Origin of the sequence: Pseudomonas mercuritolerans, assembly GCF_025706525.1 — a bacterium.
In the GTDB taxonomy this organism is placed as follows: Bacteria; Pseudomonadota; Gammaproteobacteria; order Pseudomonadales; family Pseudomonadaceae; genus Aquipseudomonas; species Aquipseudomonas mercuritolerans.
On record NZ_JAMSHA010000003.1, the window covers coordinates 69549 to 89729 of the forward strand.

General features: G+C 58.9%; 13 protein-coding genes and 1 pseudogene. 8 read left to right on the forward strand and 6 right to left on the reverse strand.

Annotated elements, in window-relative coordinates:
- Nucleotides 1-40 precede the first annotated feature (40 nt).
- From ND528_RS08890 to ND528_RS08915, 6 genes and pseudogenes are all read right to left on the reverse strand, one after another.
- Nucleotides 41-496, reverse strand: a pseudogene (locus ND528_RS08890) (LysR family transcriptional regulator); the annotation flags it as partial.
- A 596-nt stretch (nt 497-1092) separates the two neighbouring features.
- A complete protein-coding gene (locus ND528_RS08895; protein WP_263470131.1) occupies nt 1093-4335 on the reverse strand; it encodes a hypothetical protein in 3243 nt (1080 codons plus the stop codon).
- A gap of 54 nt (nt 4336-4389) precedes the next feature.
- A complete protein-coding gene (locus ND528_RS08900; protein WP_263470132.1) occupies nt 4390-5970 on the reverse strand; it encodes a hypothetical protein in 1581 nt (526 codons plus the stop codon).
- A gap of 338 nt (nt 5971-6308) precedes the next feature.
- Entirely contained in the window at nt 6309-7334 is a 1026-nt protein-coding gene (locus ND528_RS08905; RefSeq protein WP_137213744.1) for a GlxA family transcriptional regulator, read from the reverse strand.
- A gap of 92 nt (nt 7335-7426) precedes the next feature.
- Entirely contained in the window at nt 7427-8587 is a 1161-nt protein-coding gene (locus ND528_RS08910) for a radical SAM/SPASM domain-containing protein (protein WP_263470133.1), read from the reverse strand.
- A 123-nt stretch (nt 8588-8710) separates the two neighbouring features.
- Nucleotides 8711-9604, reverse strand: a complete 894-nt coding sequence (locus tag ND528_RS08915) for a LysR family transcriptional regulator (protein WP_263470134.1) — start codon at nt 9602-9604, stop codon at nt 8711-8713.
- Nucleotides 9605-9719: 115 nt separating this feature from the next.
- Here ND528_RS08915 and ND528_RS08920 point away from each other — a divergent pair, with 115 nt between their 5' ends.
- The 8 genes from ND528_RS08920 (at nt 9720) to ND528_RS08955 (ending at nt 20051) form a co-directional block, all read left to right on the forward strand.
- Nucleotides 9720-10118, forward strand: a complete 399-nt coding sequence (locus ND528_RS08920; protein WP_263470135.1) for a RidA family protein — start codon at nt 9720-9722, stop codon at nt 10116-10118.
- 157 nt (nt 10119-10275) lie between these two features.
- Nucleotides 10276-11139: a putative selenate ABC transporter substrate-binding protein gene (locus tag ND528_RS08925; protein ID WP_263470136.1), complete on the forward strand. Its 864-nt coding sequence runs from the start codon at nt 10276-10278 to the stop codon at nt 11137-11139.
- On the forward strand, nt 11136-11933 hold the full coding sequence (locus tag ND528_RS08930) for a phosphonate ABC transporter ATP-binding protein (protein ID WP_258602904.1): 798 nt from the start codon (nt 11136-11138) through the stop codon (nt 11931-11933). The genes ND528_RS08925 and ND528_RS08930 overlap by 4 nt, the downstream gene beginning before the upstream one ends.
- Nucleotides 11927-12754 carry a PhnE/PtxC family ABC transporter permease gene (locus ND528_RS08935; protein WP_263470137.1) on the forward strand — a complete coding sequence of 276 codons (828 nt, stop codon included), beginning with the start codon at nt 11927-11929 and terminating at the stop codon, nt 12752-12754. Before ND528_RS08930 ends, ND528_RS08935 begins: the two co-directional genes overlap by 7 nt.
- On the forward strand, nt 12751-13518 hold the full coding sequence (gene phnE, locus ND528_RS08940; protein WP_130911898.1) for a phosphonate ABC transporter, permease protein PhnE: 768 nt from the start codon (nt 12751-12753) through the stop codon (nt 13516-13518). Before ND528_RS08935 ends, phnE begins: the two co-directional genes overlap by 4 nt.
- A gap of 178 nt (nt 13519-13696) precedes the next feature.
- On the forward strand, nt 13697-15376 hold the full coding sequence (locus ND528_RS08945; RefSeq protein ID WP_263470138.1) for an MFS transporter: 1680 nt from the start codon (nt 13697-13699) through the stop codon (nt 15374-15376).
- Nucleotides 15377-15484: 108 nt separating this feature from the next.
- On the forward strand, nt 15485-15703 hold the full coding sequence (locus ND528_RS08950) for a hypothetical protein (protein ID WP_263470139.1): 219 nt from the start codon (nt 15485-15487) through the stop codon (nt 15701-15703).
- 397 nt (nt 15704-16100) lie between these two features.
- Nucleotides 16101-20051 (forward strand): Ig-like domain-containing protein, encoded by a 3951-nt coding sequence (locus ND528_RS08955; protein WP_263470140.1) that lies wholly within the window; start codon nt 16101-16103, stop codon nt 20049-20051.
- Nucleotides 20052-20181: the final 130 nt, after the last annotated feature.

A 20181-nucleotide genomic window follows, 5' to 3' on the forward strand; every position in this document is an offset into this window, starting at 1 on the left:
GAGAGAGGGAGATGATTGGGGGATGCTCAAGCATTACGTCGACGCGAATCGCATGCTGATTACTGTCCGGCAACTCAACGATGCGCACCGCGACGTCGATGCCCTCCTCGACCATGTTGACGACCCGGTCCGGCAAACGGGCGTTGATCGACACATCCGGATAACGACACAGGTAATCAGCCATGACTGGCGTCACGAACAGATCGCCGAACAGCACCGGCGCAGTAATCGTCAGCTGCCCGCGCGGCAGGGCATGGCTGCCCGCCGCCGAATCCTCGGCCTCCAGCACCTCTGCAAGAATCCGCCGGCAGTCATCGCAGTAACGCTGCCCGGCTTCGGTCAGGTGCACAGTGCGGGTAGTACGCACCAGCAACTGCGTACCAATGTGCTGTTCCAGCACCGCCACCGCCCGCGTAACACTCGCCGCCGACAAACCCAGCCGCCGCGACGCCGCCGAAAAGCCCTGCTCCTGGGCAACGACAACGAAGATCTGCATTTCCTGAAAGCGATCCCATGGGATTCCTCGGCGGCGGATACGACAATCGCAGGCTGGGCTGAGATTGTGAAACTGGGGGTGGACAAAAATATTCTGACACCAAGAGCGCAGCGAATACGGGAGCAAACCGTATCTCCGTACACGCCGGCTGGAACGAATATTTGGCACCAGCGAAACAATTCCATCAAGCCGACGATAGCTGCATCCGGGGAAGTGGAGGTGGACCAGAGCCACTGCGGCTTAATGAGTGAGTGTACATCCTTGTAATTCTTCGCCACCGGAAAGCAGTTCAGCTAAGCCCGCCAGATCATTTTTCTTCCGACCGCTTCAGAATTGAAGTCGAACAATCAAACCTTATCTTCAGCAGCTATCAATAAGGCACTTGTTCATCTAACTTTTCACCATAAAGAACGACCATAGATGAAGCTAAATGCACCAATCCAAGCCAAGAAGGCACGCCAGTGGCAATCAACCGCCATCGCTTAAGAGTACCCATTACTGTTGCTCGGCCACTTTGCATGGGCGCGTAATCCCAATGATGGTATAACAGTACTGGCGTGCAAATTACCAACGCTTGCTTGACTTATAACTCTTGATCAGTCGAACCACCTTATCTCGTCTAATTCAAAAGCAATATCGCCACCTCCAGGCTCATCTAAACAATCTATTTCAAAGTAAGAGATTTTTCTTCCAGAGGGCGCCCGGTAGTTCAAGGGAGCGGAAGAACTACCGCTCAGGGGCAGAGTCAAACTTTGTAGCCTCGCACCGCTAGAATCAAAAAAGCTGACCGTGTGGCCGACTTTATGGAGGTTGCCGACTCTGAATGAAACATTATTCACGCCGCCCACCCATCTATATCTTGTTTTACTGTGGTTGGATAAATAGGCGGTGTAAGACCCCAAGCCCGCTTGCCCACTAGTGATCTGGCATACGAGATTAGTAGAGCCTTGATGTAACATTTGTACCTCTAATCCGCTTTCGAACTTTATAGGCGTGAAACTAAACTCTCTATACCCGACGGTCTCCCAGTTCTCATAACCGCCCACAACAATGGTAGTAAAGGTACGGGCTGCAGACACCATGCCCGAGCCATACAGGGCTTTGGCAGTAAAACTGTGCCGTGTGGTGGACAGGCCATCTAATTGTCGATTCCAGTCACCGTCGGGACCCACATCAACAGCTGCTCCCACCGGAATCAAACCATCATAGAGCTGGATTTGTTGATTTTTGGATGCCGTACCACCCAAGACTACGGAAGTTTCTATCGTCGTTCCCCCCTCCGGGATATCCGCACCACTCGATGAGCCCTTCGCGGAGGTGATTTCCGGTGTCAGCTCCACCAAGGCCTTAACGATGTACCTCCTTCCTTGCAAAGTCACCGCCTCCGCTTCCACCTGGCTACCGCCCAGCCCAACCTTGAACTCCAAATCCAAGTCACTGCCATCCTTCAGATTCTTCAGGGTGGCGAGCGGGATCGCTTGGGTGTAATAGCCCTGGTTGATCCAGGTCTGATTGGTCTGTCCGCTCGGCGGCTGCCAGAACGTTTCGTTGTAAGCGCTGCCATTGCTGTTGGTACCGCTCAACCGCAGAAAGACGTACTGCCTCAGCGCAATCAACGGCCAGCTATTCACCCGGATAGTGGCGTCTTTGGTCAACTGACTGACATCAAATTCCGGCCCCTCTCCGCCATTCGCGGCCTCAACAATCAGGGGCCGCCCCATTGCCGGATCCTCATCCGCAATCGGTTGCACTGCCAAAACCATGGGCTTGGAATCCTTGGGTGAACCGTTGCGGATCACCTTATAGGTCACATTGACTGGCTTGTTCAGATTCAGGGCCACCACCGTGTTGGGCAGCGCGACTTGCTGGTCTCCTTGCGCGGTCACGAGGACTGGCGTGGTGGTGTGGCTGCCGCCGCCGGCCGTGCCAATCAAGCTCACTTCCAGATAGGTGCCCATCATGTTGTCGTAGGAGGGAATGACTGCGGTCAGTGCATCCTTGGCCGCGAGCGGATCAAGGCTGTTGCCGATGGCTTCCTTGATGCTCGGCGGCTCATACTCCACGGCACTGCCGATCAGCAGCGGTTGCTTGGCCGAGTCTGGCAAAGGTTGCCCACCGCGGGTCACGATGTATAACACGTCCACCGTCTGGTCCTTGTTCAGGTCGACGTAGTTTTTCGCAACGGGAAACGGCACTTCCTTGCCGCCCCAGTTGGGCGGGATCGTGAACCAGTCGGTGTAATCCAGCAGACCGTCCCAGTGCATGTCGATGCGGTCGGCTGTTTGCATGGGGTAGTTGACCCGCACATAGGTGCCGCTGGCCGGCACGTCGTCCGGATCCAGGGCGTCGCCCTGAGCGTAATCCACCGTCGGCTTGGGCAGTTGGGCGCCGAGGCTTTTGACCTGCAGCGGCAAGGGAGTGGACGGTAGGGTCTCGCCGCCGCTTTTGGTCAGGATGTAGCGAAAGATGACCGTGCCGCCGAGCAGCGCCATGATGTAGACCAGCGGCACGTGGTGTTCGATACCGTTGGCCGCTCCGCTGCCGGTCACCGGAATGGTGACGCTGTACGGCAACGGGGTGCCGCTGGCGGTCTTGCCTTCCCCCAGCAGCAGGATCGAATCACCGGCCTCGATCAGGTCATGTTTTTCGATGCGCACCAGCGCACCTTCGGCCGGCACAATGGCCGGATCCAGCACATCGCCCACCACCCCGGCGACGCGCGGGGCCGGCAATAGCTCGACCAGGCCGATGACATCCACCGTGGTACGCCGTGAATCACGCGGCGTGCCAGTGAGCGGGACGACCTTGTAGCGCGCCACGGCCTTGCCCTGGGCAATGTCCCGGACCTTGCCGTTGGGAATCAGGAAATCCAGGGGCCAGCCGATGTCGCCGATTTTGACTTCCCAGTCGAGCTCCACCTTCACTTCCGACCCTTCGGCGGTGTATCCGAGCCAGATCAGGTACACCCAGTCGCCCACGCCCATGCCCTCGTATGGCGGCGTTTGCACCCGGGCATCTTGATTGCCCAGCTTGACCAGGTCGATGACGCCGTTAACGGCATCCAGCACCCGCGGGGCGATCAGCAGATTATCGCCGGCCTCGACGTCGGTTCTGGCGTCCAGCGACCAGCGTGACCAGTTGTTGACGACGTCGCGGATGCTATAACGCACGATGACTTGGCCGGGGGTGGCGATCAGCGTGGCTTTTTCCACGCGGAAAGTCACCGGTTTGCCGACTTCGGCGGGGGTCAGTGGCGGACGGGTCAAGCGCAGGCCGCCCCAGTCGAGCTCGGGTCGATCACACTCGGCCATGTTGAGCCAGGCCCTGATGGTCACGGTGATGCCGAGATCGGCGATGGCGTCGTCAATCAGTGGAGGAATGCCGGTGGGCGCGCTGAGGTTTTCGTTGATGTATTCGGTGCCAGCGTCCGGGTCATAGCCACCAGGAATTTGCCGTTTGACCGTGACCGTGGCTGGTGGAGAGGGTTCGGTCTGCCCGCCGATGGCCGCGGTAACGAAATATTGATAGGTGTGCACCCCGTCCAGGTGTATGAGGATGTCCGCCGGGGCGACATCCAGGGTGATGACACCGGTGCTCAGGTGAACGGCATCGACCTTAACACTATCCGCCGGCAGGTTCTGCCACTCCAGGTTGACGAGGTCATTGAGGTTGACCCCGCCGGGCTGCAGAACGATCTCTACTTGCACCGGGCTGTTGGGGTCGTTGAGGTCCTGCCAGCGCAGGCCACCGTTGGCCCCGGCCGTGGGGATGCGAGGGGGGTTGAGGGCCAGTGGTGCATTTTTGCCAAGCGCTGGGAAATTTAAATTTTTGAAAGGCACGGTTACATTCCTTGTGTGTCCAGCGCGGCGACATGCCTCACTGTTCGGGCATCGCTAATAAGATTCCGGGCACCAGCTGTCACCCGGCTTCTTCACGTCGCAGTTCACTCGTTTTTTGCGTGAGGTCGTCGGCCCGCTTCCGTTGCTGACAATTACCCACGCCTCAACGCTACCGCGGCTGCACACGGCAAAGTGGTGCCGCGCCGGCACCGCGAATTCGAAGTGACCGCGCGTGATATCGGCCTCTGTCATCACAGAGGGTGGCTGCGGGTTGTAAGACGCTCTGGGGACTGGATTACCGCCGACATCCAGCGTGTCGTAGCCGACGAAAAACAACTCGATAGCATCGCCCACGGCGGCATGGGCGTAATCCAGAGCAACCCGAACCGGGTTATGCAAACCGCTCGGCCCCTCAATCAACTCGTTGAGGCCAATCGCGCCGTTAACGTTGACCACGGGAAACGCCGGCTCCCGGATAAACCCGTCGCCCGGTAACTGGCCGGAACCGATAACTGTCGCGGTGGCAATTGCGGACTGTCCGATCGGCAGGTCACCGCGTTTCACTTCATAGGATGCGCGAACACTGCTGCCGGTAATGAACAGGTTGTTAGGCACCTGCATGACACAACGCTGCAGTTGCCCGCTGCCATCCTCCTCGATCACGCCGTGGAACGAATACGACTGACCGGGGGGAGTGACGGTGATCAGGCCATCGATGCTGTCATTCACCGCAAAAGTGGGCGATGTCGGATTCACGATGACCGACAGAGGCCTGCCCTGAAGTTTGTCGCGATCAATGATCTGCGCATCATCGGTTTCGTCATTGGGATTTTCCCGGAAAATCGGCGCGTGAAACGCGACTCTGTCGACGTCGACGTTAGCGACAATCGCAGCGGACTCACGGCTGTTCTCGGTAGGATTGTTCAGCTGCGAGATCACGGTATAACGGATTTCGAACAGAGGGCTGTTACCCGCTTGTTCAAGCATGGCTCGAGTCAGGGTAATGATGATCGGCTTGCCCTGCTCTTGCGGCGTGAGCACATGGGTAAAACGTCCACCGTTAAGCTTCAGCAGGATTTTGTCGTAGGCATGATCGTGCGGGTAAGCCAGTGTCAGCTTTACCCCGGCAGCGGCCTCCTCCCGGCCAATCTGCGGCGGGTTGCCCAGTTCAGCCGGAAGGCTGAGTGCCAGTAAAGGATGGTCGCCAGTACCTGGAACATTTTTGCCGCCGGGCGGCTGATAGTGGTAAAGCGCCCAGGCGTGGGTCGACGGGCTGCTGTTGCCGCTACTGCGCTTGACCACGTAGTAGAAAACATTGATGCCTTCAACGAACAGCGACTCGGCAACGTCGAAAATCACAGGCTGGTCAGGCACGTCAGGAACGATGACATCAACCAGCAGCGGGACTTCCTCATCCAGTGCCATTGTGTATACCGATATCGATTGGTACTCCCCCCTCGGAGGGTCGATACGTGCCGAGGTTGCGCTGACTTGGGGAGCGTTATCCTTGAATGCGCTGTGCGCCAGGCCTTCCAACGGGACTCCGCCTGGCACATCCGGCTCGACAATTACCGGGGAGATGCCCGCCTCGAGCTTGATGGGGAACAGGGTTGAATCTAAGTCGAAGTCCGACATGGGGGCGTCCTTGTTTGCGATTCGCTGAGCGTGCATCGCCTGGACGCTATTACCCCTCGGGGGTGTTGCGCTGTCTACTGTCAGAAATTACAGGTAGGTGGGGTAATCCGACGGATGGTCGTTCAGCCCCAAAAGCCCCTCACCCTAGCCCTCTCCCGGAGGGAGAGGGAACTGATTGGGGAATATTTGAGATTTACGCCGACCTGAAAGGGCTGTATTGAATCCGAAATCGACATCCATCTTTCAGGTCGATGTACAGCGCAAGACACCTCGGTCGGCTCCCTCTCCCTCTGGGAGAGGGCTGGGGTGAGGGTTTTTGCGGGTTGTACCGGCTGGTCCTATTTAACCAGCCGCTTCTCCTTCGAAGGCCGATAACCAAAGTAAGAGCTATAACACTTGCTGAAATGGCTCGGTGAAACAAAACCACACGCCACCAGCACTTCCACCTGCGACAGTTCGGTGTGTTGCAGCAGGCGTCGTGCTTCGGTGATACGCAGTTCCAGGTAATAGCGCTGCGGCGTGGTGCCCAGCTGTTCCTTGAACAAGCGCTCGAGCTGGCGCCGTGAGCGGCCGGCGTAGACGGCCAGTTGCTCCAGTTCCAGCGGTTCTTCGAGGTTGGCGTCCATCAGTTTGATCACTTCACGCAGCGGCGCGCTGACGCAGATGTTTTCATCGGGTTTGATGCGCCGGTAGCGCGACTCTTCAAAGGCGAGGATGTCTTCGATACCCTCGACCAAGGCCTTGCCGTGCAGGCCTTTGATCCAGTCCAGCGCCATGTGAAAGGCCCCGGACGGGCTGGACGCAGTGAGGCGGTCGCGGTCGATCACATAGGGTTCGCTGCTGACATGGGTGCTCTTGGCGATTTCGGTGAGTGCCGGGCGATGTTCCGGGTGGATCGAGCAGCGATAGCCGTCGAGCAAACCGGCGCGGCCGAGGAACCACGAACCGTTCCACAATCCCGCCAGGCTCACGCCCCGCTCCGCCGCGGTCTTGAGCAAGCCGATGAATTCGTCACTGGCGCGCAGCTCGGTGCGATAACCACCGCACACTACCAGCAGGTCCAGCTCGTTAAGCGCAGCAGAATCCAGGCGCGCGTCGGGGCGGATGACCAGGCCCAGATCGCTGATCACCTCGCCATCTCCAAGGCCGAAGGTGCGCGACGAGAAAAGTCCCGGGCGTAGCAGGTTGGTGGTGACTACCGTGTCCAGCGCCTGGGTGAAGGCCGGCAGCGAAAAGTGTTCAAGCAAGAGAAAACCGGTGCGGGTCACGCCGGTGTTATCGGGGTTCTGTTCATTCAGATAGCGAAGGTTTTTGCCCTTCATGCCACCGCTGAATTGACGTCGTTCAATCAAGGTCGGGTCCATCGGTCGTTGTTATGCGCCGATAGTTGGCTTGATCCAGCAAAGAGTCAATCACGCCTGCGCAGCGCGTGATCGACTGCTACTCCGCTGTCGCTTCAGAGCACCGAGAAAACCCCGGCACCGAGTCGTCCTTCCAGACGGCCACACAGCACGTAATGTTGATAGCCGCTGCTGAACGAACCGTTGGAAACCGCCACCCTGACGTCGTCATTCAAGCGAAGGTATTGGGCTTCATCGAAGTCCTCGGCACTGACCTCACCCGCGCGGCCCAGTTGCAGGCTGTCGATGGCCAGCCCCTGACTGTTGAGGCGTTCGAAGTCGACGATGCGATTGACCGCATGCCGCTCCAGAACGCCCTGATTCGGAAACATCGAATAGATGTGCAGGCCTTTCGAGGCGCAGCGGTTGCACATATCGACACAGTTCTGCTGTGTGGATTTGCGCCGCGTCAGTTCATCGAGCGGCATGTCGAGGTACTTGCCGACCTGGTATTCGGTCTGGTTGAAGATGGTGCAACACAGGACGGTATTGCCATTGCAGTCGATCACCAGCCAGTCATCCTTGAGCATGCAGGCTTGCTTGGGATAATGCTGAACGATGTTGATCAGGTCATCGTAAGGCGGCAGTGCAAGGCGTGTCAGGGTCTCATGGTCGGTTGCCGTGACAGACGGATCGCGCTCGACAATCGCCAGGGCTTTCTCCAGCGGCATCATCACCGAATAGCCCGTGGTGAAGACAAAGCCGAGACGCTCACTGAACTCGCGCATCAAGGCTTCTTCGTCAATGTTGTCCAGATAACGGTGGTAATAGACATCGACACGAGTCTTGAGCCCCAGCCGTTGCTTGATCTCGTGCAGGGCGAGCATGTTCTGCTTCACAACTTCGATATCGCCGCCGGCATGGCCCTTCTTGTAGGTTTCCTGATGAAACCCTGACAGCGAGATACGGAAATAGGCCGGCTCGGCCAACAGCGCCTTTTCCATATTTTTCGAAAGATTCAAATTGGTGCTGATGCCGCTGGCCATGCCGGCGGCATTGATGATCTCGATGAACTCGCCGATCTTCGGATGGACCAATGGCTCGGTCCAGTTATATAGGAAGATCGAACGCACGCCCTCTGCCTTGGCCTTCTCGACGATCTGGCGGAACATCTCCAGTTGCATCGATTTCTTGTAATTGAGGTTTTCCGAGTTGCCCATCGGACACGAAGGACAGCTCAGATTGCAGGCACCAACAATATCGATATACATGTTCATTGCAGGCGAAGCTCCTTGATGGGAACACCACGCATCTCATCACTGCATGGGTTCCGGCCGTCGCTTGTGTTGGAATTTTGACGGCTGTGCGGCACCAGCAAGCAATAACTGCACCATGTGAAGCTATGCCATCAACTGCACGATCCAATCGATAAATACCCGCAGCTTGAGGCTCACGTGTCGATTGGGCGGATAGGCCAGATAAAGCGGCATCGATTCAAGTTGCCAGCCTGCAAACAATTGCACCAACTCGCCACGCGCCACATGGGCGTCAGACATATACGTTGGCAACCACAACACGCCCATGCCGGCCAGCCCCGCCGCCAGATAGGCGTTGCCGTCATCCACCGCAAGCACATGCCGGCCCTTGATGTGCAACTGCTCAGCACCGTTGTGCAAGGCGTAGGGCAAAGGTTTGCCGGTGCGCGCCCAGAGGAAAGCGACGACGCGGTGATGGGAGTCTTGCAGTTCCAGCGGATGTGCCGGCGTCCCTTCGCGGGCCAGATATGCCGGCGCGGCGAAAACACCCAAGGGCAGATCGGCGATCTTGCGCGCCATCAACGATTGATCGAGCAGCTCGCCGCCGCGCACCACGCAATCGACGTTCTCATCGATGATGTCGACGATGCGGTCGCTGACGCCCATGTCGATCTGGATGTCCGGGTAGCGCGCATGAAAATCCGGCAAGGCCGGCACCAGAATCAGCCGCGCGAACGGGCTGGGCACGTCGATGCGCAAGCGTCCACGTGGCCGTGCAGCGGCGCCGGGCAGGCTGGTTTCGGCGTCGTCCATGTCGGCCAGCAGCTTGATCACCCGCTCGTAATACGCCGCGCCATCGGCGGTGACGTTGACCTTGCGCGTGGTGCGGTTGAGCAGCTTGACCCGCAGCCGCGCCTCCAGTTGCTGGACCAGTTGCGTCACCGTGGTCTTGCTCATGTGCAAGGTTTCGGCAGCCTTGGTGAAACTGCCCGCCTCGACCACCCGGGCAAAGGCCTGCATCGCATCGAACCGGTCCATCCGCGCCCCTCGATTGTTTGGAATCTGCAAACAGTGAACGCCAAGCTTGCGCGTTTATCCGCGCACTGCAAATACCTAAAGTCGTTCCCATCAACTCACTGATGGAGTCAACCCCATGTCCAAGCGCGATGTAGTTTTCCCACCCGCCCGCCACGCCCTGTATGAGCGTCACCGTTATTCGCCGGCGATTCGCTCCAACGGCTTTCTGTTTGTCTCCGGACAAGTCGGCAGCCGTGAGGATGGCTCGCCCGAGGCCGATCTGCGCGATCAGGTGCGCACCGCCTTCAATAACCTCAATGCCATCCTCGCCGCGGCCGGTTGCACTTTTGATGATGCGGTGGATGTCACGGTGTTCATGGTCGATCCGCACTCGACCTTCGAAACGATCTGGAGTGTGGTGCCGGAGTTCTGGGGCGAAGCGCCGTTTCCGACGGTAACGGCTGTTGGCGTGACCTGGCTGGCGGGTTTTGATTTCGAGATCAAGGTGATTGCCAGACTGCCCGAAGCGGCTTGAGCGGAACCGCACATAAACTGACACAACGCGCCAGCACGGAGGCTGGCCAATCTCCTCGCGAATGCGTATAACCTCGCCGTTTCGTCTACCCTGACGTGGCGCGCCGTTGACTACCGGTGGCCCTTCGAATGTTGACGCTTACGAAACGGAGAATTCTATGTTCAAGCGTACCCTCGCCCTCACCGCCGGCCTGGCCCTGTCCTTTTCTGCCCTGATGGCGCAAGCCGCAGATGTCCTGCGCGTCAGCGCGATTCCCGACGAAGCCCCGACCGAGCTGCTGCGTAAGTTCGAACCGCTGGGCGCCTACCTTGAGCAGCAGTTGGGCATGAAGGTGCAGTTTGTCCCCGTCGCCGACTACCCGGCCGTGGTTGAAGCCCTGGCCACCGATCGCCTCGACATGGCCTGGCTCGGCGGTTTCACTTTTGTGCAAGCTCGATTGAAGACCGACGCCACCACGCCAGTGATCCCACTGGTGCAGCGCGAGCAGGATGCGCAGTTCACCAGCAAATTCATCACCGCCGACCCGAACGTGAAAAGCCTCGCCGACCTCAAGGGCAAAACCTTCGCCTTCGGTTCGGTGTCGTCCACCTCGGGCAGCCTGATGCCGCGTTACTTCATGCTGAAAAACGACGGCATCAAGCCAGAGGGTTTCTTCAGCCGCGTCGCCTACTCCGGCGCCCATGACGCCACCGTTGCCTGGGTGCAGGCCGGCAAGGTCGATGCCGGCGTATTGAACGCCAGCGTCTGGCAGAAACTGGTCGACGCCGGCAAGGTCGACACCAGCAAAGTCAAAGTCTTCGCCACCACCCCTACCTACTTCGATTACAACTGGACCGTGCGCGGCACCCTTGATCCGAAGCTGGCCGCGAAGATCAAGCAAGCCTTCCTCGACCTCGACCCGGCCAATCCTGAGCAGAAGAAGATCCTCGATCTGCAGGCCGCCAGTCGCTTCATCGAGACCAAGCCCGAGAACTACAAGGGCATCGAGGAAGCCGCCCGCGCTGCCGAATTGCTGAAATGACCCTACGCCTCACCCAGGGCAGCCTGCGCCATGCCAATGGCGTCGATGCCCTTCGTAACATCGACGTGCAGATTGGCGCTGGCGAACAGGTGGCGATCATCGGCCCGTCCGGCGCGGGCAAGTCGAGCCTGCTCAATCTGCTGGCGACTGCGCTCAAGCCCAGCAGTGGCGACATCGAAGTGCTCGGCGAACGCGCCTGGCACTTGTCGGCTCACCAGCGTCAACGCCTGCGTGCGCGCATCGGTCTGGTGCATCAGGCGCCGCCGATTCCGCCGCGTCAGCGGGTGATTACGGCGGTGCTGGCCGGCAAGCTCGGTCAGTGGAGTCTGGGCAAAAGTCTGCTGAACCTGCTGCATCCGCTGGATGTGGCGGGCGCCCGCGCGGCGTTGGCGCGACTGGATCTGGGCGACAAGCTGTTCGCCCATTGCCAGCAATTGTCCGGCGGGCAATTGCAGCGCGTCGGCATTGCGCGGGTGCTGTATCAGGCGCCGGAAATATTGCTCGCCGACGAGCCGGTTTCAGCGATGGACCCGGTCCTCGCTGGCCACACGCTGTCGATCCTGTCGCGCCACGCTCGCGAGCGCAACGTCACGCTGGTGGCGAGCCTGCATGCGGTGGACCTGGCCTTGGCGCACTTCCCACGGATCATTGGCTTGCGCGACGGGCAGATTCTTTTTGATTGCCCATCCGATCAAGTCAGCCGCGACAAGCTCGATGCGCTGTACGCCAATGAACAACTGCAATCGCCAGCGCCAGCGGTCGCACCTTTGATTGTGCAGATTCCGCGATGCTGAAGGCCGATTCACGGGACCCGGCGGCGTGGCCGCGATTGTTGCTGACGCTGCTGGCGCTGGCCCTGCTGTGGCCGGGCATTCAGCTCAGCGAACTCGACCTGGGCGTGCTGTTTCAGGCCGACAGCCAGAACGAAATGGGCCGTTTCGTTTCGGCGTTCTGGCCACCGGCGCATGATCAAGCGTTCCTGCAACTGCTGCTCAAAGCCACCCTGCAAACCCTGGCGATTGCCACAGCGGGCATGGCCCTGGCCCTGCTGCTGGCGGTACCGGCAAGCCTGATCGCCAGTCGCGCGCTGTCGCTCTCTGCGGCGTCACGGGGCGGCGTGCCGAGCCTGCCCGGGCGTTTGCTGCGCTGGCCGGTGCGTGGCTTGCTGATCTTTTTGCGCAGCGTGCCGGAGATCGTCTGGGCGCTGTTGTTTGTGCGCGCGGTCGGCCTCGGCCCGGCGGCGGGCGTGCTGGCCATCGCCATCACCTACAGCGGCATGCTCGGCAAGGTCTCCGCAGAAATTTTCGAATCCACCGACCAACGCCCGGCGCACGCATTGTTGCAGGCCGGCAGCGGTCGACTGGCGGCGTTTGCCTACGGCACGCTGCCGAATGTCGCCGCCGAATTGCTCTCCTACACCGTCTACCGCTGGGAGTGCGCGATCCGTGCCTCGGTGGTGATGGGCTTTGTCGGTGCCGGTGGACTGGGGCAACAGATCGACCTGTCGATCCGCATGTTCGCCGGCGGTGAAGTCGCCAGCATGTTGCTGACGTTCCTGCTGCTGGTGCTGTGCGCCGATCAGCTCAGCCGCTTGCTGCGCTGGAGGCTGACATGAGGCGCCTGATCAACCTGCTGCTGATCGTCGTCATCGCATGTGCGGTGGTCGCCTCTTTTGCCTATCTGGAACTGGATCTTGCCGAACTCGGCAGCGCCAACAGCCTCAAGCAGATGGGCAGTTATGTGCAGCGTTTCCTCAGTCCCGACTTGAGCGCCGGGTATCTGAAAGCCATCGCCCACGGTTCACTGGAAACCCTGGCCATGTCGGCCCTCGGCACCCTGCTCGCGGCACTGTTCGGCATTGTTCTGGCGCTGCCTGCCGCAGGGCGTTTCGGCTGGCCGCTGCAAAGTGCGGCGCGTCTGCTGCTCAACGGCTTGCGGGCGATTCCGGAGCTGGTCTGGGCGGCGCTGATGGTGCTCGCCGCCGGTCTCGGACCGAACGCCGGCACCCTCGCCCTCGCCCTACACACCACCGGCGTACTCGGTCGCCTGTTCGCCGAAGCGCTGGAAAACACCCCGCCGCAACCCGCCGAAGCGATTCGTTTGCAGGGCGGCAATCCGATTCTCGCGTTCTGCTACGGCACCCTGCCGAACCTCGCCCCGCAACTGCTCGCCTACTGCCTGTATCGCTGGGAAAACAACATCCGCATGGCCAGCGTGCTGGGTTTTGTTGGCGCCGGCGGGCTGGGCCAGATGCTGTATGTCAGTCTCAGTCTGTTCCAGGAAGCCCAGGCCAGTACGGTGATTCTGGCGATGCTGTTGCTGGTGTTTCTGGTCGATTGGCTGAGTGCCTGGAGCCGGCAGCGTTGGGTCAAAGCGTAGGCCAAGTGGATATCTGGCAAAAGCTGATTATGCTTCAGGAAACCTTGCAGCCATGCGAGGCAGTCAGACTGTGCAAGCTTCACGCTAGAGCAACGGCGGCAGATGCCAACGGGCCAGAGTGCGACAGGCAGTAACGGGGGACTCCGGCCTACAACAATAAGCACGACGGAGAACACCCATGGCCACAATCGACACAGCATCCACCGGCACGCCACCGCGCAGCGGCGGCATCACCAGGGAGGAGCGCAAGGTCATCTTCGCCTCCTCGCTGGGCACGGTTTTCGAGTGGTACGACTTTTACCTCTACGGCTCGCTGGCGGCGATCATCGCCAAGCACTTCTTTGCCGGCGTCAACGAAACCACCGCGTTCATCTTTGCCCTGCTGGCCTTCGCCGCCGGGTTTGCGGTGCGGCCGTTCGGCGCCATCGTCTTCGGGCGCTTGGGTGACATGATCGGGCGCAAACACACGTTTCTGATCACCATTGTGATCATGGGCGTGTCGACGGCAATCGTCGGTCTGCTGCCCGGATACGCGACCATCGGGGTCGCCGCCCCGGTCATCCTCATCACCCTGCGTCTGCTGCAAGGCCTGGCGCTGGGCGGGGAGTACGGCGGCGCGGCGACCTACGTGGCCGAGCACGCACCACGCAACCGGCGCGGCTTTTTCACCTCGTGGATTCAAACCACCGCCACCCTCGGTCTGTTCATGTCATTGCTGGTGATTCTTGCCTGCCGCACTGCGCTGGGCACAGAAGCATTCGAGGCGTGGGGCTGGCGGATTCCGTTTCTGCTGTCGATCATTCTGCTGGCCGTGTCGGTGTACATCCGCCTGCAACTGAGCGAGTCGCCGGTGTTCCAGAAAATGAAGGATGAAGGCAAGGCCTCGAAAGCGCCGCTGACCGAATCCTTTGCACGCTGGGACAATCTCAAAGTGGTGATCATGTCGCTGCTGGGCGGCACGGCCGGGCAAGCAGTGGTCTGGTACACCGGGCAGTTCTATGCGCTGTTCTTCCTGTTGCAAACATTGAAGATCGACGCGCAGACCGCCAACCTGCTGATCGCCGGATCGCTGCTGATCGGCACGCCGTTCTTCGTGATTTTCGGCAGCCTGTCCGATCGCATCGGGCGCAAGCCGATCATCATGGCCGGCTGCCTTCTCGCAGCGCTGACCTACTTTCCGATCTTTCATGCGCTGACCCAGTACGGCAATCCGGACGTGTTCGTCGCCCAGGAGAAGAATCCGGTCAAGGTGATCGCCAGCCCCGAGCAATGCTCGTTCCAGTTCGATCCGGTGGGCAAGGCCAGATTCACCAGTTCCTGTGACCTGGCGAAAACCCTGCTGGCGAAACGGGCAATCCCGTACGAGAACGTCGCCGCAGAACCGAACACCGTGGCGCAGGTGCGCATCGGTGACCGCGTGGTCGAGAGCTTCGAAGGCAGCGCCCTCCCCGCCGCCGACTTCAAGACCCGCAACGACGCCTTCACCGCCAATCTCGCCGCGGCGCTGAAAGACGCCGGTTACCCGGAAAAAGCCGACCCGGCGAAAATCAACTATCCGATGATGCTGCTTCTGCTGACCGTCCTGGTGATCTACGTGACCATGGTTTATGGCCCGATCGCCGCGTGGCTGGTCGAACTGTTCCCGACGCGCATCCGCTACACCTCGATGTCGCTGCCCTACCACATCGGCAACGGCTGGTTCGGCGGTTTCCTGCCGACCGTGGCGTTCGCCATGGTCGCCGCCACCGGCGATATCTATTACGGGCTCTGGTACCCGATCGTCATTGCAGTGGCGACGGCGATACTTGGCACGTTCTTCCTGCCGGAAACCAAGGATCGCGACATTCTCAAGGACTGAAAAAAACTGCTGTGCCCTCTCCTGCGGGAGAGGGCCGTGGCCTGGAAAAATTTCGAACGTCTGCCGCCGCGCTGTCTCCAATGTGTACACCAACAGGAGGCCAGTGCCATGAACCCCAACGACGACAAAACCCCCAACGCCCCGCCTACCGATGCCAGCGGCAAACCGGTGAACGTGGTCGAGCGCGATCTGCAGGACCGCGACGGCAAAACCGAAGGCGTGGACAAAATCATCACGCCGTCTTCCACTCGGGTCAAAGAGCAGGAAGCGCAAGAGCTGCAGCGTAAGGTCGATGAGATCGAGCGTAAGGTGGCTGATGGTAATTAATGGATTTGGAGGAGATAGCAACAGCTTGAAGGACATCCCAGCCAGCCTTACTTGCCGGATCCTAGCCATATCGCTCAGCCGTGGTCGAAAGAGGCGGTCTCGAAATTCGACTGAGCGATACCCCCGAAGCCAAGGGCTATAGCACTATCACGCTAATCATTCTGTGGGACGTGGGCAAGAATCGGCCCCTCGACATCCATACAAAGCATCGTCCCTGCCGGTGAGTACGGTATTGATCGGCTGGCCATCACTAGCAACCGGCCGCCCGATTAACAGACATACCTGCACTGGACCGTTCGTCTGAATTATGCTTTCCCCTGTCAGATCTGACAGTAGTCAATGAGCAATGAAAGGGACTAGAAAGGAATTCCCGTTTTCATGCTCAGGCGGATCCCCCATGAACTCTTTCAAACTTTTTCTGTTCCCTCCTCGCGGAAATTTGTCCGTCGGGCTTTTAGAAGAATGGCCCATCTACTTCGCCGGCATGACTCGTCCTGTCGAGGATGCCGACGGCGGTATCAACCTGGGCACATATGAAGAATCCGAGGCTGGAATATTCACCGTTATCGATCCGTACATCGGTATGGGAGCGGGAGATGAAATCCAGATTTTCTGGAACAACAAAATCATCCACGAACTTAAAGTCAAAGCCGAAGAAGTCAATGAGCGACTGTTTTTCTTTCTCCCGACTGTTGAAATCGCCCCGGGTTACTCTGAGTGCTATTACCAGGTGACCCGGCTAGGTGAACCACTCCCTGACGACCCTTCGGTCGCATTGAAACTGTTAGTCAAATTGGATTTACCCGCTGGGGAGGATGAGGAGCAGCATCTTCCTTGGCACTCACACCTCGACCTGGTCGGGTTGCCAGAGGATGTCATCGACAATGGTGTCAGCAAGGATTGGGCGAACACCGGCGTCCCCATGACCATCAAGCACTATCGGGGAAGTCGGGCGCGCGATGTCATCTGGGTGCGCTGGGGGAGTACGCTTCTGGCCCCACACGTGGTGACTCAGGCCGAGGCCGAGGGTATCCAGGAGATTGTCATCACCGCATTGCCCGCCGACATCCTGACCGCTGGCGATAGCAGCTCGTTGCCGATCAGGTACGAAATCCATGACGAGGTCTGGAACTGGTGCGAGAAATGGTCGAAGGAAACCAGGATTCCGGTGGATGCCGGTGCTTCTCGCCTCTACCCGGCCTTCTTCGAAGATGCCGATGATGGCGAACTCCATCTCGATCAACTGGACCATCAGGCGACCAACCTGCTGATCCGGCTCGAAACCAATAAGGAGTTCACCACGGGCGACACGATCGTGATCAATGTCGCCGGTGTCGGGAGCACCGGAACAGCGCCTCGCACCCTGACCGAGGAAGTCACCGTCGGCAATCTTCCCTACATTCTCGAATTCCCGATCCCCTTCGCATTCGTCAGTCTCTTCGCCACCGGGACGCTCGATGGCTCCTATGTTTTGCGCAAGAAAGACGAAAGCCCTCTGCTCTACTCCAAGCGCACCTTCGTCAAAGTGATCGGCAATCCGGCATTGCTGCCCGCCCCGAAGATTGAAGAGGTTATCGGTGCGATTTTGCCTGGAGACAGCAAAACAGCGACCGTAAGAATTACCTACCCGAGCCTCAAAACCGGCGACACGATCAACATGATCTGGGACGGCACGAAATCAGACGGCAATGGCTATGTGTATGAGGAACCATATGACGTCAGCAGCAACGATCAGCAGACGGGTTTTATCTACATCTACGTGATGAACGAGCACATCCTCGCCTTGATCAACGGCAGCCTCAAACTCTATTACCGGGTGTACAACGACGATCCAGCCGATTATGGACTCAGCGAGTCTGATTTTCTGCGGGTCGAGGTACGTGAAGTGCCCGGCACTTTACCCGCCCCTGACGTAGAAGAAGCCAAAGATGGCGTCATCGACCCGACCCTGGTTTATACCCAGGCGCATGTGCTGGTCAAACCGGTCAACTGGCTGAAGGACGATATCCTGACGTATCACTGGACTGGTTTCTCCGCTTTCAGCTCAACCAAAGGCAGCATCCCCATCACTACTTTGTCGATCGACAAGACCGCGCGTTTTCGGGTGGATGTCCAATACGTCTCGGGAAACATCGGCTATCCAGTCACTGTGCGTTACACCCTGCTGCATGTCGCGACTGGAAAGTTCAGCTATTCGGCGCCCTTCGAGGTGATGGTTGGCATCCCCGTAGGTTTTTTGCCTGCGCCCACTGTGTTGCAAGCCCCCAACGGTTCGTTGAACCCGATGGATGCCCTCGACGGTGTCGATATCGAGTGCAGTTATCTCAGCATGGACGAAGCACTCGACACCCTGGCGCTGAAATGGCGGGGAACACCCGGTGCCGGTACATCAGAGGATCGGGAACAACCCGCCGAATCTTCCGGCATCGTCACCTTTCACCTGCCCGCCTCTTTTGTGGGTGCCAATATTCGGCGCTCGGTTGACGTCAGTCACGACGTTCAGCGATACGCCTTGTGGACGTCGTCACAGGTGCTGCCGTTGCAGGTACTGGATTTTCAGGCCCCGGAAAAAGAGCTGCCACGGCCTGAGGTCCCGCAGGCAATAGACGCGGTGCTGGATTTGATGGAGATCGCCGGCGACGCCAGCGTGGTGGTTAAACCCTGGCCGTTCATTGCCAAAGGCCAGCTCGCCTCGATCTGGCTCGAAGGTCGCGCCAGCACAGGCAGCTACGTCATCAATGTGTTGAGCGGGCACTTGATTACCGACCAGCAAGTCATCCAAGGGCTGTACGAGCCTTTGCTCAGAAGCGAATTGCTGAAACTGCTGCACAGTTCTGCCGCCGTGGTGAAGTGCGCGGTTGTTTTTGATGGCAGCACAGACATGTCGGCAGCGATCGAGTTTCCCTCTCTGCCGCTGACCATCCGCACGCGTTATGACTACGTGACCCCTGTCATCACCAAAGTGTTGAACCCGCAAGGCCAGGACATTCCTGAAGCCGGGCTGACATACGATAAACGTGTGACGGTTCAGGGCACGGCGACGCGTGGCGAGAAGGTAGAGATCAGGATCAATGACGTACTGAAAGGCACACCCGAAGCCTCAGCACTCTGGACATGGGAGTGCCCTGCCGACAGCCTGACCGAAGGCCTTCAAAAAATCACTGTCGAAGCCTTGTACGACGCTGATGTCCCGGTCGGCAAGCCGAGAACATTCACCGTCGGCGTTGCTACCAAACCCAGCATCACAGCGGTCAATGACTCCAAGGGGCCCGTGGCGATGGATGGCACTACTTACGACTCTGTGGTGACAGTGGCGGTGAAGGCTGACCCAGATCAGTTGATCCAGCTTTACGACAGCGCCACGGCAATTGGTGCTCCCATCGAACTTGATGGCGAGGGCAATGGTTCGACCACGCTCACTGATTTGACTGTCAAAGGGTACGCCCTCAAGGCCAGAGCGCTTTATGGCCAACAACTTGAATCAGCGGTGCATAACTTTGCGGTCAAGGCTCATCTGGCAGTAACGCTGACGTCTGTCAGACACTCGGGAGGCGAACTACCAAATGGAGGTGCAACTACCGACTCCAGCGTCACGCTGAGCGGTACTGTGACACCCCGTTATGAAGTGCAGATTTATGACAACAACAATCCAGGCCCAAAGCTTACCGGGCATCCGAGCAATGGCAGCTGGACTACCACACTGGGCATAGGACTTGGCGGACATTCGGTCTATGCGAAAGCGCTGGCAACAGGACAGAACTCCAATACTCGGACCTTCCACCGGAACAATCCGATCCCTCCCCTGAACTTCAATCAGAATCCGGTAACGCTGGGTGGCAAAACATATATCTGTCGAGACTACCCAAACCTGTTCCCCGCAGCGAATGCAGGCAACTCGGTCCGACATCAGGCTTCGGGCGGCTCGGGATCGATCACCTACAGTTCCAGTAATCCAGCGGTAGCGCCAGTCGACGGGACAGGGTTTGTCAGGGCACGAAGCAGAGGCTCGGCAGTAATCACGGCCAGAGACGGTGTAGGGCAATCCAAGAGTTATACCGTTCATGTCACCAACGTCATCTTGTGCATTGGTCTGGGCAATGGCGGCTGGAGTGCCATGAATGCGAACGCATCGGTTAATGGCGCACGAATTCCGAGCATGGGAGAACTGAATGAAATTTCTGCGGCGTATGGCGGAAGCTGGCCTATGAGTAATCACCATTACTGGTCGACCGACAAAGGCAGCTCTTTTTGGCCATGGCCCAGCAGGAAAACCAAGTACATCGTGGGTGGAGGGTGGGCAGAGGCCAAAGAGAATGGGCACGCGTCTGATGGTGTCGGAATACGATAGCCTTGTTCATTATCGCCCGCACCGCCCGGTGCGGGCACCTCTAAAGCGTTCATACGCCTTTGTCTAACCAACTCGTGCTTCAGGGAGAAAGGAAGCACTACCACTCATCGGAAACATGCCTCTACCTGTC

Coding starts and splice junctions, on each gene's coding strand:
- ND528_RS08900 (WP_263470132.1), bottom strand. CDS start 5,970: ATGTCGGACTTCGACTTAGATTCAACCCTGTTCCCCATCAAGCTCGAG.
- ND528_RS08935 (WP_263470137.1), top strand. CDS start 11,927: ATGCTGAAGGCCGATTCACGGGACCCGGCGGCGTGGCCGCGATTGTTG.
- ND528_RS08925 (WP_263470136.1), top strand. CDS start 10,276: ATGTTCAAGCGTACCCTCGCCCTCACCGCCGGCCTGGCCCTGTCCTTT.
- ND528_RS08955 (WP_263470140.1), top strand. CDS start 16,101: ATGAACTCTTTCAAACTTTTTCTGTTCCCTCCTCGCGGAAATTTGTCC.
- ND528_RS08905 (WP_137213744.1), bottom strand. CDS start 7,334: ATGGACCCGACCTTGATTGAACGACGTCAATTCAGCGGTGGCATGAAG.
- ND528_RS08950 (WP_263470139.1), top strand. CDS start 15,485: ATGAACCCCAACGACGACAAAACCCCCAACGCCCCGCCTACCGATGCC.
- ND528_RS08930 (WP_258602904.1), top strand. CDS start 11,136: ATGACCCTACGCCTCACCCAGGGCAGCCTGCGCCATGCCAATGGCGTC.
- phnE (WP_130911898.1), top strand. CDS start 12,751: ATGAGGCGCCTGATCAACCTGCTGCTGATCGTCGTCATCGCATGTGCG.
- ND528_RS08910 (WP_263470133.1), bottom strand. CDS start 8,587: ATGAACATGTATATCGATATTGTTGGTGCCTGCAATCTGAGCTGTCCT.
- ND528_RS08920 (WP_263470135.1), top strand. CDS start 9,720: ATGTCCAAGCGCGATGTAGTTTTCCCACCCGCCCGCCACGCCCTGTAT.
- ND528_RS08915 (WP_263470134.1), bottom strand. CDS start 9,604: ATGGACCGGTTCGATGCGATGCAGGCCTTTGCCCGGGTGGTCGAGGCG.
- ND528_RS08945 (WP_263470138.1), top strand. CDS start 13,697: ATGGCCACAATCGACACAGCATCCACCGGCACGCCACCGCGCAGCGGC.